18 protein-coding genes are annotated in these 15022 nt (G+C 36.3%); 6 read left to right on the forward strand and 12 right to left on the reverse strand.

The annotated features are described in order from the left end of the window. The first annotated feature begins 82 nt into the window (after window positions 1-82). On the forward strand, window positions 83-580 hold the full coding sequence (locus IPH66_14340) for a hypothetical protein (protein MBK7130520.1): 498 nt from the start codon (window positions 83-85) through the stop codon (window positions 578-580). Here IPH66_14340 and IPH66_14345 read toward each other — a convergent pair whose 3' ends face one another. The 4 genes from IPH66_14345 to IPH66_14360 form a co-directional block, all read right to left on the reverse strand. Next, on the reverse strand, window positions 581-1234 hold the full coding sequence (locus IPH66_14345; protein MBK7130521.1) for an MIP family channel protein: 654 nt from the start codon (window positions 1232-1234) through the stop codon (window positions 581-583). 5 nt (window positions 1235-1239) lie between these two features. Beyond that, window positions 1240-1854 (reverse strand): protein-tyrosine-phosphatase, encoded by a 615-nt coding sequence (locus IPH66_14350; GenBank protein MBK7130522.1) that lies wholly within the window; start codon window positions 1852-1854, stop codon window positions 1240-1242. Window positions 1855-1866: 12 nt separating this feature from the next. Further along, on the reverse strand, window positions 1867-2196 hold the full coding sequence (locus IPH66_14355; protein ID MBK7130523.1) for a winged helix-turn-helix transcriptional regulator: 330 nt from the start codon (window positions 2194-2196) through the stop codon (window positions 1867-1869). 122 nt (window positions 2197-2318) lie between these two features. Then, window positions 2319-3932, reverse strand: coding sequence for a choice-of-anchor J domain-containing protein (locus IPH66_14360; protein ID MBK7130524.1), 1614 nt, complete (start codon window positions 3930-3932; stop codon window positions 2319-2321). 629 nt (window positions 3933-4561) lie between these two features. Here IPH66_14360 and IPH66_14365 point away from each other — a divergent pair. The 4 genes from IPH66_14365 (at window position 4562) to IPH66_14380 (ending at window position 7048) form a co-directional block, all read left to right on the forward strand. Continuing rightward, entirely contained in the window at window positions 4562-4903 is a 342-nt protein-coding gene (locus tag IPH66_14365; protein ID MBK7130525.1) for a single-stranded DNA-binding protein, read from the forward strand. Window positions 4904-5036: 133 nt separating this feature from the next. Further along, window positions 5037-5387 carry a single-stranded DNA-binding protein gene (locus IPH66_14370; GenBank protein MBK7130526.1) on the forward strand — a complete coding sequence of 117 codons (351 nt, stop codon included), beginning with the start codon at window positions 5037-5039 and terminating at the stop codon, window positions 5385-5387. A 38-nt stretch (window positions 5388-5425) separates the two neighbouring features. Continuing rightward, entirely contained in the window at window positions 5426-5767 is a 342-nt protein-coding gene (locus IPH66_14375; GenBank protein MBK7130527.1) for a single-stranded DNA-binding protein, read from the forward strand. A 165-nt stretch (window positions 5768-5932) separates the two neighbouring features. Next, window positions 5933-7048, forward strand: coding sequence for a T9SS type A sorting domain-containing protein (locus IPH66_14380; protein MBK7130528.1), 1116 nt, complete (start codon window positions 5933-5935; stop codon window positions 7046-7048). Window positions 7049-7104: 56 nt separating this feature from the next. On the opposite strand, the gene IPH66_14385 is transcribed toward IPH66_14380, so the two are convergent. After that, window positions 7105-8319, reverse strand: coding sequence for a SpoIID/LytB domain-containing protein (locus IPH66_14385; GenBank protein MBK7130529.1), 1215 nt, complete (start codon window positions 8317-8319; stop codon window positions 7105-7107). A gap of 20 nt (window positions 8320-8339) precedes the next feature. Then, the gene (lpxB, locus tag IPH66_14390; GenBank protein ID MBK7130530.1) at window positions 8340-9464 is read right to left on the reverse strand and encodes a lipid-A-disaccharide synthase; all 1125 of its coding nucleotides are present in this window, start codon (window positions 9462-9464) and stop codon (window positions 8340-8342) included. A 262-nt stretch (window positions 9465-9726) separates the two neighbouring features. Here lpxB and IPH66_14395 point away from each other — a divergent pair, with 262 nt between their 5' ends. After that, window positions 9727-10611 carry a C40 family peptidase gene (locus tag IPH66_14395; protein MBK7130531.1) on the forward strand — a complete coding sequence of 295 codons (885 nt, stop codon included), beginning with the start codon at window positions 9727-9729 and terminating at the stop codon, window positions 10609-10611. Between the two features lie 109 nt (window positions 10612-10720). On the opposite strand, the gene IPH66_14400 is transcribed toward IPH66_14395, so the two are convergent. The 6 genes from IPH66_14400 to IPH66_14425 form a co-directional block, all read right to left on the reverse strand. Further along, window positions 10721-11071, reverse strand: a complete 351-nt coding sequence (locus IPH66_14400) for a hypothetical protein (protein MBK7130532.1) — start codon at window positions 11069-11071, stop codon at window positions 10721-10723. A gap of 223 nt (window positions 11072-11294) precedes the next feature. Next, complete coding sequence (locus tag IPH66_14405) at window positions 11295-11645, reverse strand: hypothetical protein (GenBank protein MBK7130533.1); 351 nt, start codon at window positions 11643-11645, stop codon at window positions 11295-11297. 244 nt (window positions 11646-11889) lie between these two features. After that, entirely contained in the window at window positions 11890-12552 is a 663-nt protein-coding gene (locus IPH66_14410) for a WG repeat-containing protein (protein MBK7130534.1), read from the reverse strand. Window positions 12553-12910: 358 nt separating this feature from the next. After that, on the reverse strand, window positions 12911-14077 hold the full coding sequence (locus IPH66_14415) for an IS256 family transposase (GenBank protein ID MBK7130535.1): 1167 nt from the start codon (window positions 14075-14077) through the stop codon (window positions 12911-12913). Between the two features lie 140 nt (window positions 14078-14217). Next, entirely contained in the window at window positions 14218-14667 is a 450-nt protein-coding gene (locus IPH66_14420) for a hypothetical protein (protein MBK7130536.1), read from the reverse strand. A gap of 48 nt (window positions 14668-14715) precedes the next feature. Then, window positions 14716-14976 carry a hypothetical protein gene (locus IPH66_14425; protein ID MBK7130537.1) on the reverse strand — a complete coding sequence of 87 codons (261 nt, stop codon included), beginning with the start codon at window positions 14974-14976 and terminating at the stop codon, window positions 14716-14718. Window positions 14977-15022 lie beyond the last annotated feature (46 nt).

Here is a 15022-nt window from a genome sequence, read left to right on the forward strand (position 1 = left end):
TGAATTAAATTATCTTAGACAATGAAATTTTGGTACAAGATGATTCTCTTTTTAATCATAAAAATTAATTCTCTTTATTAGTATGATTTTAAGATCAGTTTTATTCGCATTTTTTTTATGGATGTTTGTGCTTCCTTCTGATGCGAACGAGGTAATAATATCAGTGAAAATATTTAGTGAAGATTATTCAAGTCAGCTTCAGAATGCACATATTGAAATTAATGCAGAGGGGGCCAATCCTAAAAAATATAGTGCTGATTCCTCAGGTCAAATTTCTCAAATTAAGTTGGAATTTAATCAACAGTATGTAGTGCGTTTTATGTGTCGTGGTTATGTCAGCAAATTAGCATGGATTGACACCCGGGTGGCACCTGATTATTTTAGTGGACTGCCTGAAAATAATACACTCAGTCAAAAAATGGAAGTGAGTTTATTCAAAAAAGCACCTCGCCAAAAATTGAAATTTCTTAAGACAGAGCCCATGATAAAATTCACAGTAGATGAAAATTATCTTTCACTCACTTGGGATATAGAATACACAAAAACAATGCTTCAAAGAGTGGAGGAGGGGAGAGAGTGATTAGTTTTTTATAAACCTCCAAACATACATTCCACAAACGGCCCCGAGAAAAGGTGCGGTTAAATAAATCCACAAATGGTTGAACTCTCCTGAGATGAGTGCCGGTGCAAGTGATCGGGCAGGATTCATGCTGGCACCACAAACGGGTCCGGCAAACATGGCTTCTAACATCACTACTGATCCAATGGCTACTCCTGCAAATAAACCCTCTTCTTTTGATCCATGGGCAACGCTCATGATTACGAACATCAGAAAAAATGTAAGTAAAAATTCAAGTATGAATGATTGTGACCAATCACCTGATGGCATAGTTGAACCTAAAAATTTATTCTCAGGAAATAATACATGCAAAACAATACTTGCTAAAATTGCACCTGAAATTTGTGCAACAATATAAGCCGGAATTTCTTTTGCACTAAATTTTTTAGCAAGATAAAATGCAATAGTCACTGCGGGATTCATGTGTGCACCTGAGACTGAACCAATGGAATAAATCATAGCCATTACTACCAAACCAAATGTGGCGGCAATGCCTGAGTTGCCAATAATTCCACCGGTGTGTTGATCAATTACAATGGCTCCTGTTCCGCAAAATACCATGGTGAATGTACCAATAAATTCTGCCAGATATTTTTTTGTGAATGATGATGACATGGTGTTTATTTTTTGATCAGTGAAAAGACATACAAATTATCTCGTAAAATTTCTTTGAAGCGATCTTGATAAACTACTTTTTCTGTTCCACTGCCATCTGAAATTTTTGGATCATCATACGGTGTAGCAATTTTTATTTCTGCTGATGGAATGAATGGGCAATCAGTTTCTGCTTCACTGCAGGTCATTACGGCAGCAAAGCCTGATGCCGGGTTGAGCGGATGATCAAATGTTTTTGAAAAACAAATTGTTTTTATTTGTTCACCAAGATATACTGCGTATTCTGCATTCTCTTGCTTATTAATTTTTTCAATCTTGAATTCAAAATCTTGCAATGCCTGAATAGCATTTTCATGAAAAGCTGTTGCCACAGTTCCGCCTGAAAAAGTTTGAACTTTTATGTGATAATATGATGCAGCAACTAATCCGGCTATCTGTCCAAAATGGCTTCGTCTTGAATTATGAATGCAGATATACATGATTGATGGAATTTCATTTTTTACTAATTTTTCTGAAATGAATGCGGCTAATTTTTGCAAGCTATTTTTTCGTTCATCGGGTATTTGATCAAATGAATTTTCAAGTGATTTAATCAAATTAATTAATGGTGGATACATCATCAACAAGGTAGGTTAACAACAAGTTTTTTTCTTTTCTAATCGTTCTCCAATGCCTGAAAAATATTTTTCAAGTTTTGTAATTATTTTTTCATTCAGACAATAACAAATGGCATTTCCATCAATTGAACCTTTGATGATGCCCGCTGTTTTGAGTTCTTTCAAATGCTGTGAGATGGTAGCTTGTGCCAAGGGTAATTCATTGACAATATCACCACAAATGCATGAATCTACTTTGAGCAAATATTCAACAATGGCAACTCTGGCCGGATGTCCCATTGCTTTTGCCAAATTTGCAATTTCATTTTGCTTCTCTGAAAAATGATCTGTTTTACTTATACCCATCGCTTATTTATTGTAAATACAATATTGCAATATTACGATAAAAAATGATTCTTTTATTTTGATCTTGTCAGAAATAAAAAAAGCCACCCGGTTGGATGGCTTCTTTATCAAATTATTAATTCTTATTGTCTTACTATTTGCAACAAATTCACTTGTTCATCAATGAGAATTTCTGCAAAATAAACTCCTGATTCAAGTTGTGAAAAATCTATTGTTCTATTATACATTCCTGAGAAGTTGGTAAGATTTTCTGTGAAAACTATTTTACCATCGGCACTGTATATTTTAATTTGTACAGTTGCATTTTTTTCTTGTGAAAATTGTAAATTGATATTTGATTGCGTTGGATTTGGATAGCAAGTAATGCCGGCAGGATTTGAGTTTTCATCAATACCTAAACAACTAACCACGTTGATATCTGCTGTGGCTGAATTAGAGCAGTTGTTTGCATCGGTATAATCATAGGTAATGGAAAATGTTCCTTGCGTTGTTGGGTTAAACATTCCGGCTGATACACCGGTACCTGAATAAGTTCCACCGGCTGGTGATCCGCCTGTTAAAGTAACGGCTGCTGCATCTTCACACACATTGCTAAATGCGGCAAGTGTAACAGTTGGTGCTGTGTTTACCGTAATGGTTCCGGTTGCAATTTGTGTACATCCATACACATCAACCAGTGTATAGGTGATAAGTTGTGTTCCTGATGATGGGTCAAATGCGGTTCCGGTTACCCCGGTACCTGAATAGGTTCCGCCTGATGGAGATCCTTCTGTCATGGCATAATTTCCATCGTTATCACAAAGATTTGGAAATGCAGCAAGAGTTGCACCATTGGTTGGACAATCAATAGTGAGTGTATACGCCAAACTTCCACTGCATCCGCTGTTGTCAGATACACTAATTGTAAAATTGTACGTGCCTGTTCCGGTTGGTGTACCTGATAATGTTCCACCGGTAGATAAAGTAAGTCCCGGAGGCAATGTTCCTGAAGTTACAGTATAAGTAGGAGAACCCAATGCACCGGTTTGTGTCATGGTTTGATTGTATAATACACCTGCTGTTCCGTTAGGTAATGAAGCCGGACCAACAGTGAGTGTTGGACATACATACGGAGTATAAACAAAATTATCAATACCAATATAATCCGAGTTAGCGCCGGACGGGCCACCATTTGGCACATAATATCTAAAAGCAAAACGGCCGGATGTTGGTGCTGATAATCCTGAAATGGTGATTGAATATTGTTGCCAACTAGTATAGGGATAAACTCCCAATGCCAGTGTTGGATTAATTTCAAGTAAGAGTGTTGTAAAATCACCAACAGCTGAAGCGCCGGTTCCAACATTGGTGCTTGCTCCGTTGGTTGACATGCGTACTTGCAAATTATCCGCCCACATATTATCAGGACTTGCGCGTGTATAAAAGGTAATTACATCACCGTTTTTAATTGTCACGTTTGGTGTTACCAACCAATTGCTGATATCATTTGCACCGGTGGTATTATTGAAGTTTGCACCAATATATGAATCTGATGCGCCGTTGTATGCAGCAAATACGGTTCCGTTTCCTTGAAACCAATTTGTTGAACCCGGTACACTGTTGTTTTGCATGAACCAGCCTGATCCGGTTAAGGTGGTGATCAAGTCAAAATTCTCAGTAATCTGCGCACGAGTCGTCAGACTTGTTATTGCGCAAATTAAAGTAAGACATAAGTAAGAAGTAGTTTTTCTGATCATAGATTTTTTATTTAATACATACGCAAGTTACGTTGTGGTAATCTATTTAGCAAGAGTTCTAATACAGCTTCATTGACTCTTTTGTGTTGATTGTTAATATAATACAATTGGTATAACGTTTTAAATGAAGAGGTTTTATTTATTCAATAAGAAAAGAAATTTTTTAAATAATCCTAAGAAATGATAAATGCAAAATCCATGTGATGTGAAAAATGAAGAAGTCTCTTTGTACTAATTTTATTGGGCTTGAGCTATTGTCTTTTATTTACTGCAAATGAAATCGTGTTATCAGATTTCAAAATTGAATGACAATTTTTTGATTTTGCAACCACATTTTTTGAATCGGTACTTCAATTTATGGCTAGATATATACCTATAACTGCAAAAACATCGTAATTTATTTACGTTCTCTTAAATTTTATAAATGACACAAAATCAACTAATAAAACAAGTGTAAACGAATACAAATGTAAAATAACCGACAACAAACGACATATAGACGGATATGATTTTTGAGTCGTCATTCCTTTGCCTCGTCGAATCAAACAAATAGCGACAGAAATAAAAAACAAATTAGTATTAACCAAATGCCACTAGCGGAGATGCGGTGGAAAAACAAACAAACACGTATGAACAATTTAAGAAACAAAGTACAATTGATCGGAAACCTGGGACAGGCACCTGAAATTCTCACATTCGAGAATGGAAACAAAATGGCAAAATTCAATCTTGCGACACATGAGTACCATAAGAATGCTAAAGGCGAGCGAGTAGAAAACACACAATGGCATCATGTAACTGTATGGGGTAAGCAGGTTGAGACAATTGAAAAATATGTTACCAAAGGGCAGGAGATTGCGATTGAAGGAAAATTGGTAACACGCACTTATGAAGGCAAAGACGGGGAGAAAAGAACGAAGACGGAGATTGTGGCGCACGAGTTCTTGTTGATTGGGAAAAAAAGCGCATAGGTGACAAGGCGGTCAGGGCGCGGAGAATAATAATGAAAAGGATTTCCGCGTCCTACCTGGCCTTGGTTGGAACAAGAAATGATTAATTCAAATTGAAAAATAAATAATACAAACACGATAAAAAATAACGTATATGAACAATCTAAGAAACAACGTACAATTAGTAGGCAACATTGGTAAAGCTCCAAAAATCATTACTACCAACACGGGCAAAAAAATGGCTGTGTTCAGTCTGGCTACCAAAGAATTTTTTACAGATTCTAAAGGAGAACGTCAAACAGAAACGCAATGGCATAACTTGGTAGCATGGGGAAGACAAGCAGAAATTGTTGAGCAATATTTTAAACCGGGTCAGAAAATCACGGTTGAAGGAAAATTGATGAATCGCAGTTACGAAAATAAAGAAGGCGAAAAAATTTCACGTACCGAAGTGAAAATTCAAAAGATGTTGATGTTGATGAAGTCAAAAATGAATCAGGCGTAAAAAGAAGTAATAGTTAACTACACAAAAAACAGAAAACGATGAATACATTACAAAATACAGTCAACCTGATTGGAAGAACAGGCATTACCCCGGTGATAAAAACATTTGACAACGGAGTTAAACTTGCAAAATTTTCATTGGCTACAAACGAGACGGTGATTGAACCGAGTGGAAAATCAGTTAAGACACAATGGCATCATGTCATTGCGTGGGGAGTGAAAGCTGAACTAGTGGAGAAGTTTGTGAAGAAGGGACAGCTGCTGGCAGTGGATGGAAAACTGGTGAATCGCATTTTCAGGGATAATACAGGATCGAATAAACGAGTGACGGAGATACAGGTGAATGATATCCTGCTAATCAATCCTCAGAAATCAGCGTAACCCGGAGTTTGATTATCGTTAAACCGCCGTGGGCAATCCATAACAATCAGGTAGAAGGTTGGGATGGATGGTCCGGGCGGTTTTTTTATTTGAGAATATTCCCAAGTTATTGGCAGTAAATCAAATTGAACCATTACTTTTGAGTTATAACCAATAAAATAAACTATGAAAAGAAATTTACTTTTTGTTTCAGTTCTACTCTCTTATTGTGGAATTGCTCAAGTCAGTTACAATGAAATGTCGCCTGTCTATAACGGAGAGTCAGGAATTACCACAACGGGAACAACAAGTGGAACAGTTACCTTCAGCGGTGATCGCGCATTCTGGGATGTTCAGTTGGATGTTGATGCAACAACCATTGCACCCGGTTTGGCAGCTTGCTATTGGACAGGAACAGAGTTTTGGGTTGCAAGATGGGGAAATGATTCCTTGTTTACCGTTAATGCTTCAGGTGTAACTACTGATACGTTTGTAGTAGCCGGTGTTACAGGAACAAGAGCCATCACTTCAGACGGCACTGATATGTACCTTGCAGCTAATACTACATCTATTTACAAAGTGAATAAAACAACCAAAACGCTTACCAGCACAATTACCACATCAGTCACCAATTGTCGTTATTTAACTTATGACCCAACGCTAAACGGTGGTGCAGGTGGATTTTGGACAGGTACCTGGGCAACTGATTGGACAGCTGTTAGCATGAGCGGAGCAACGCTTAGTACTATATCTGCAGCAACACATGGTATGACAACAACCTACGGACTTGCATACGATGGTGTATCAATCAGCGGACCATACTTGTGGGCATTTGATCAAACTGCTGCCGGAACCGGAGCAACTCTTGTTCAATTTGATATGTCAGGTAATCCAACCGGGTTGACACATGACACACAATCTGATCTTCAAACTGCACCAAATACCGGATTAGCCGGTGGTCTTTGGATTTCTGACAACTACAGTCCGGGTGTGAATTCAATTGGTGGTATCAGTCAAGGTGTTTCTTTGTTTGTTTATGAATTGGCTGATTTAGCTTCAGTGAGCGAACAAGAAATGGAAACTGTTTCTGTTTATCCTAACCCGGTTGTTGATGTGTTAACCATTAGTACTGACGCTAAAAATATTGAGCGCATTGAAATTTATTCTTTGAATGGTCAATTGATTGTTAGTCAAAATCAAACTAGCAATTCGGTAGATGTAGTTGAACTATTGTCTGGCGTTTATCTGATTAAAGTGTATACTGAATCAAGTGTACTTACTAGCCGCTTTGTGAAGAAATAAAATTTTCGATTAAATGTGATTCATTAATCCCGCTGATTTTTTCAGCGGGATTTTTTTTATAATCCATAATCAGAATAAATTTTCTGATTGAAAAAACTGAGTTGACCGTAATCAAAAAATTCTACTCCGGTAAAATAGAATTTTAAAATCTGCTCAAATGAAAATCCAAATTGCGCCATACGCATGGCTCCTTCTTGACATAATCCAACACCATGACCAAATCCTTTACCTTGAAGTACCAGCTCAGTACCTTCCAAATGACATGAAAACCAAGTAGACTTTAATTTGAATTCTTCTCTCAAATCACGCAGCGGAATTCCAAAATGCGGAGACAAGAAAAATGCATAACGCACAGGTTGATTAAAATAATAAATAGCATTACCAATCAACGAATCGTTGACAGGGTATCCAAAATTTTTATTCAAATACGATTTCCATTTTTCTGCCGGAATTTTTTTTGACCACACCGCTTGTTTTGAGTGAATACAAAAAGTATCTCGTACACTTTTGCACCAGGGTAATGATACGTTCCAAACAAAATCTGATTCACTGGTTTGTCCGCCACAATTGGCAAAAAAATATCCATCAGCCAAATTGTATTGCTGATCAATCATTACAATTCCATCTGTTGCATCAACGGCAGTTTTTATGAGTGGTGTAAATCTCATCATACTGTGATAGGCTTGACAGTGCACATCATCGCATAAACTAAAACCATCTTTACTGTGTTTAGACAAATGATCAAGCGCATAGGTTCTACTCAAAACAGCCTGTACTTTGTAATATTCAAGATGCTTACCGCCGCCACCTTCACTTTCAATAACTCCGGCAAGATAATTTTTAATGTCTACTTTATTTATGATGCGCAAGGTTCCGTTTGCTGTGGATGATATTTCAAAATTATTCATGTATCGTCTGGATTTTTTGACTGTCGGGTTGAGACACTGAAATGAGAGATCGCTATTTTCAATCCGCTCATACATGAAAAGTGTATTTGTTAACCAATGCTCTGTATTATTTTTTTTTACCTGAATTTGATTGTTTACAATATCAACATGGACAACATCTTCTTTCGCTATTGTGAAAATAAAAGAAGAGTCATTATAAAAATCATAGGCACCTGAACCATACGTGATGCTGAGAGATTTTGGTTTTTGAGAATAAAAAATGCCGATATCTAATTTCTGCGCGTGGCATGAAATTTCTGCTGCACCCGTGAAGATGAAAAGTAGGGCAACATGTATCCATCGTTCTAAAAATATTACAGGCATTCAGCAGGTGACAAATAAATTTATTGTTTCGTATAATTGAGTATCAATTCAGCAGTTCTTTTGCTTGCTCCACCACCTCCTAATACCTCAGCAAGTGAATCATAATTCTGCATTAAATTGGTGTATGCTGTGTGTTGCTCATCTTTCAAGTTTTTTAATTCGTGAATGATGTTTTCAGGGTTGAGTTCGTGTTGAATCAATTCTTTCACAACTAGTTTATCCATGATTAAATTTACCAGCGAAATATATTTCACCTTGATCAAGCGTTTGGCAATTTGATATGAAATATTGCTGCCTTTGTAGCATACAACTTCCGGTACTTTGAACAGCGCTGTTTCAAGGGTGGCAGTACCTGACGTTACCATGGCAAGATGAGCATTGTTCAGTAAATTGTAAGTGTCATTTTGTATCAGATGAATAATTTGTTTAGCAGCCAATTTCTGATAAAATTCAGGTGGAATATTTGGAGCACCGGCAACCAATACATCATATTCAGGAAAAGCCTGCGCAGCTTTCAGCATGATGGGTAATTTGATTGAAATTTCCTGACGCCTGCTACCGGGAAGTAAGGCTAAAATCTTTTTATCTCTAAGATGATATTTGCTTGTGAATTCAGTTTTTGATAAAGCTGATTTTTTAAATTCTTCAATGGCATCAAGTAGCGGGTGACCAACGTAATGAACATCCATTTCAAACTTTTTATAAAAATCTTTTTCAAAGGGAAGAATGCAATACATCTCATCTACGATATTGCGAATTTTAAACACTCTGTTCTGTTTCCATGCCCACACCTGCGGAGAGATGTAGTAGTGAACAGGAATGTTGTTCTCGTTGGCAAATTCAGCAATGCGTAAATTAAATCCGGGATAATCAATCAGAATAATTGCATCAGGCTTATACTTGAGAATATCAGTTTTACATAATTTAATGTTTGCCATAATGGTTCTGAGGTTAGCAAGCACCTCAATGAATCCCATAAAAGCAAGATCACGAATGTGTTTAACCGGTTGTCCGGCAATAACAGCCATGCGATCTCCACCCCAAAAACGAAATTCTGTTCCCGGCTCTTTGGCAAGCATTGCTTTCATCAGATTTGAACCATGCAAATCACCTGATGCTTCTCCGGCTATCACGTAGAATTTCATTTCGTGTTTAGTTTTTATTTTTTAGCATGCTGCAGAATCTTTGCAATCTGACAAATAATTACCAGATGCTGTCAAACTATCAAAGTTACCGGAATATAATCTAGCAAATCATGCGGTATGCCATGCAGAATTAACAGTGAGATGTGAAATAATGTAGATTTGACAAAAAAACCTGACCTTAACTTATTTGTACCTTTACTGGTTAAGATGGTTTGATCTTTTGAGTTCAAAACATAAAAAACCTGCAATTTCATCATCACACATGAAAAAAATATTTTCTCTGTTATTCATTTTATCTGCGCTTCATCTAAACGGGCAAGATCGGAAAATTGATCAGTTGGAAATTTTTTATGCGCAGGGTTATTATGCCAAAGTGCTGCGCAAGGCAAATAAATTATTGGCTGATCCCCTGTATGATTATAGCGGATTACCATCCTATTATAGGTCGTTGGCTTTGTTTAGGCTGGCTGAAGATCCAATATGGTTTAAAAAACATCCTACCGGTATTGATGATGCAATAGCGGCTTATGCTGAATTTGCAGACAATGAAAAGATAAAAGATTACGTGTATGCGCATTATTTTGAACTAGCTAGTTTAAAAACCTACTTGGAAGAATTGCAAGAGAATTTCAGGGAAAGAGGATTGATTGGCACAGCAGATAAACTAAAAATATTTATTGCAGAAGATCTGGGTAAAATAAAATCTCGACCCGATGAAGAACCAATAAAAAATAATGACAAACCAAAAGATACAACCATACAGGCAAGTGATTTAAGAAATCAAATTGTGACTTATGCCAAGCAATATATTGGTGTAAAATATGTTTGGTCAGGTACTGATGCGAATGGATTTGATTGTTCAGGATTCACCAGTTATGTGATGAAAAAATTCAACATTGTTTTATCCCGCACGGCTTCAGGTCAGTTATCAGAATCAAAACAAATTAAAATAGAGAATGCGCAAAAAGCTGATTTAGTTTTTTTTGGATCAGATGGAAAAATAACGCACGTTGGTTTAGTCACCTCAGAAAAAGGTGCTGAGTTAGAAATGATTCATGCCTCCACCAGCAAAGGTGTAATCATCACCAATATCATTCAATCTACTTACTGGAATCCTAAGCTGCAGGCAACGGGGACTTATTTGTAGTGATTTTTTTGGTTGGGGTTTTTATGAACGCACCGCGGGTTTTCAACTGGACGCTGAGACGAACAGATGTTGGAGGATTGATTTTGTTTAGTTGTTGTTAGAATACCTATTAATTTATTATTTCTGTTCCAATAACTACTTTTGAGACATACATGCTGTACTCTAAATTGTCCGTAATGCTCATTAATAGGGCGAATAGTATTGTGAAAAAAACAAAAATATTTTTAAGTTTTTCCGATTTTCTATAAAGTGCGTATGAAAAGAAGGCTAAGTTACAAGTGAAAATAATTGTCCAGAGCAAACAAATGTTTAATTCCATGTTTGAGATTGTTTGTCGCAAATGTTCAACGCCATTAGTTGCTAATTGTGATTCTGATTGATGTGATGCAAAATAAGAAATTGCTTTAGAGGCAACTGCATAAAAAACAAATACAAGTGCCATTATTCTAATTGCTTTCATTTGTCTGTTTGATTAATTTAAAGTTTTTTGTAGTGGGCAAGTTATTTTTTTACGCCATAAGTGATCGAAGATACTGAACTAGATTTTAACGCAAAACTGTTCAACCAAATTTTCAAGCATTGCTATTAAAGATTTTTAGTAGGGATGCTGTTTATTCAGCTGAATCAGGACGTTTCTATCCCGACTGAATTATTTTTTTGTAAGTGCAGTAATAATTTCTGTGTTAATATTCGTTTCCATGTCCTTTATCCAGTTTTTGTTTTGCCGTAACAATTTGAGCTGTAATGGCGATTGCATCAAGAAATTCACGCTCTTGAGTGGAGTCCTTAAGATTATATTTTTCTTTCAGTTTCGGATATGATAATTCAACAAGGTCATCGAGTATGATAAGGGACGAGTCGCACAAAGTGAGATCGCCTATTTGAACCATGTAACTTTTTTTTAAGAATTCGGTTTCCGGTTTGATAATATTGACGAGGCTGTCAAACTCAAGTTCATTTTTTGTTTTTTCTGGCAAGAAAAAATTACAACTATTTGTTGTGAAAGCTAGTATAATGCATACAATGTTTTTCATGAGAATTACAATTATAACTGCCCATTCATGCCTTTTTTCATCCTGAAGCTGCCAAATCAAAATTAGTCAATTAAGCCAATTTTTTTCATGGATTATTTAAAATTCCAATCACAATTTTGAAGTAATAAAATCGACATAAAATGCATTTATAAGTAAAATTGGAATATAATATCTGATGAATTAAAAGAGAGCATCGGTATACGGACTTAACAACTTTGGAAAGCAGGCGGGGTTAAACATTATTTTACTCCCCATACCACACGGGTCCATGACCACAACAGTCAATTTTTCCATTTGCAAAATCGGTTTCATATTTTTTGTCATTTTTTATCCATGTAATCACTTTTTGAGGATTGTCCAGAACAAAATCAATGGTCATTTTTCCATACTTTGATGTTCCGATGGCGACATGATTGAAGATTCTATTCATTTCATAATAATGGCATGGAGCATGACCTTCATACATTTGCATGATTCTAATGATTAATTGTGAATCTTGCATGGTTGCAAATTCTGGATCATTCTGAAAATCTTTCATTTCATCAAAAGGTCCCGGAATAAAAAGATATTCATACAAAATATTTCCTTTAATGGATCTAAATTTCATATTCTTTCCATCCTCTATAAAATGATCTCGATAGACAACTGAAAGCTTGGAAAAATTCGGGGTAAAAATATATGAACCGGTTTGATCAATTACTCCCCATAGTGTATCTACTCTAACAGAGGTGTATTCACTCACAAAGTTGCGGACTTCATCGAAAGTTGGTTTGATGACGAATGAGTTTGTTGTGTCTGTGAATCCGTATTTTCCGCTCAGCGTATCTAATTTTGGTGTTAGATATTGCCAATTCTGAGAGATTCCATTGAAAGCTGACAAAACTGAAACTAAAAATAATATCTTCATAATTAATGTATAGCTAAAATTGTTCCGTACTACAGCTCACCCAAGCTCGAATTAAAATTAATCAACTACACGATATTATCCAACGATTTATTAAAATTCCGATCTAATTCTGAAGATCAATAAAAGTTTGGATATCTAATATTACATGACAGTTTGCGGCATGTGACCATGTGTGTTGTTCTTTTATTCAAGGAGTATGAATTCTTTTTCATTCCATTCATATAGTTCTGGCTTCGCGAAATAATCTGAATAGGAAGTAAGACTAGAATCTGTAAATGTCTCAGAATTTGCAATAAGCAAGCGACTATCAATTTTGTACAAATAGACAGTATCCCTAAAAGTGTGTAAGTAGTTCCGGCTACGGTTTAATTCTTTCTCCAAAAATAATCATAAATTGATTTAATATTTCACCCCAACTTCTGATGGGCATGGTCCATCGTTTTGTTGCTTCTCTTATTGCTAAAAAAACGGATTTGATTACGGCATCGTCTGTCGGGTATGATAGTTTATTTTTAGTGTACTTTCTGATTTTTCCGTTCAGATTTTCAATAACATTGGTTGTATAAATAATTTTTCTGATTTCAACCGGGAAGTCAAGAAACGCAGTTAGTTCCTCCCAGTTGGCGCGCCAACTTTTAATAGCATAACCGTATTTACCGCCCCATTTTTTTTCAAGGTCATCTAGAGCGATAGCGGCAGCATCACGGTTTGGAGCATTGTAAATATGTTTCATATCAGCTGAGAACTCTTTCCTGTCTTTGTAGGAAACGTACTTGCAAGAGTTTCGTATTTGGTGTACCACGCAGATTTGTTTTGTTGATTCGGGAAAAATAGCACGGATAGTTTCTGTAAATCCCTTGAGATTATCGGTAGCTGTGATGAGTATATCTCTTACGCCTCTGGCTTTCAAGTCAGTCAGTACGGACATCCAAAAGGCAGCAGATTCATTTTTTCCAAGCCACATTCCAAGCACCTCCTTTTTACCATCAATACTAAGTCCAATAGCAATGTAAACTGTTTTTTCAACCACTCTTGAGTTTTCTCGAACCTTGAAAACAATACCATCCATCCAAACTACGAGATAGACCGGATCAAGAGCACGATTTTGCCAGGCACTCACATCGCTCAATACACGCTCGGTAATGCGAGATATTGTAGATGTTGACACATCAAAATTGTAGAGCTCTCGAATCTGTTCTTCAATATCGCTCACGGACATTCCTTTGGCATACATTGAGACAATAATATTCTCTACACCCTCAACCATGCTCTTGCGTTTTGGAACCAGAATAGGGTTAAATTCTGACTGGCGATCGCGTGGCACTTTTACCTCCATTTCGCCTTCTTTGGTTTTGAGTCGCTTGGTTATGTGACCGTTTCTGGCATTTTTACCATCGGATCTTTCATGTTTTTCATAACCAAGGTGAGCATCCATTTCACCTTCTAATAACTGTTCTATGCCTCGTTTCTGAAGCTCTTCAATAAAACTATTAAAGGCATCTCCTGTCTTGAACTGCTTTAAAATTCTTTAGTTAATAATTCCTCTTTTTTCATACATTATGTGTTAAAGCCACCCAAAAAGTTATTTCCGAAATTTTTTTTGACTGTTAAAGGTCAAAAAATTTCAGAATAACTTTTGGCCTTACACACTTTTTGAGATGCTACCTACAAATAGCCCCATCTTCCACCATTTGGCATACTACCCGTAAATATTTGGCCTGAAATTCTATCAATAAGAAAGATATGTGAACACATAGCCCCGCATCCTCTCTCAATTATTGTGTAATGCCCTCCGAAATTTATTCCACTTTCCTTGCAGCCTTTTTTAATGAACTCAACATATTCTGTATCCTTAGAAAATTCACTTGTACTAAAGTCCGGATCAGCGAGGGTTCCTTTGAATACCTTTACATAAAATGTTGAGAAGTTATATTTAGATTCAAATTTTACGAATTTTCCTTCCTTGTAATTTGAAACGGAATCACCCTGTTGAGTAACTGATAGATTACTGTCCAGTTCTACTTGTGTATGCTTATCACTAGAATTTCTTGTTGACTCGTGTTGCTGACACGAAGTCAAAAGAGTAATAGTTAATATGATTAAGGTGGTTTTCATAAAAATGCCGCATAACAACCTCCCCAATGAAATTTTTCATCCAGATATCTACCGATAGCTATTCCGTCCGTTGTTGGTTTGATCAGATTGATTTTTTTCAGCAGTATTTTGCCCCGCAGCAGAATTGGTTTTTGGTTTAAGCCATTGAAATAAAATAACCCATAATCCTATAGTAGCAAATGCTATGGTTTTTACTAATCTGTCTGCCCAATCACCATTTACATAGGCTGTGAGTAGTATGGCATCAACAACAACAAAAACCAAACAGATGATGCTTGCCACCAGACCTGCCATGAATTTTGATTTCATTATTTTTTGTTTGTCAAGATATAATTCTGCATTTTTTTTTGAAATG

Source organism: Crocinitomicaceae bacterium (genome assembly GCA_016708105.1).
GTDB lineage: Bacteria > Bacteroidota > Bacteroidia > Flavobacteriales_D > Crocinitomicaceae > JADJGJ01.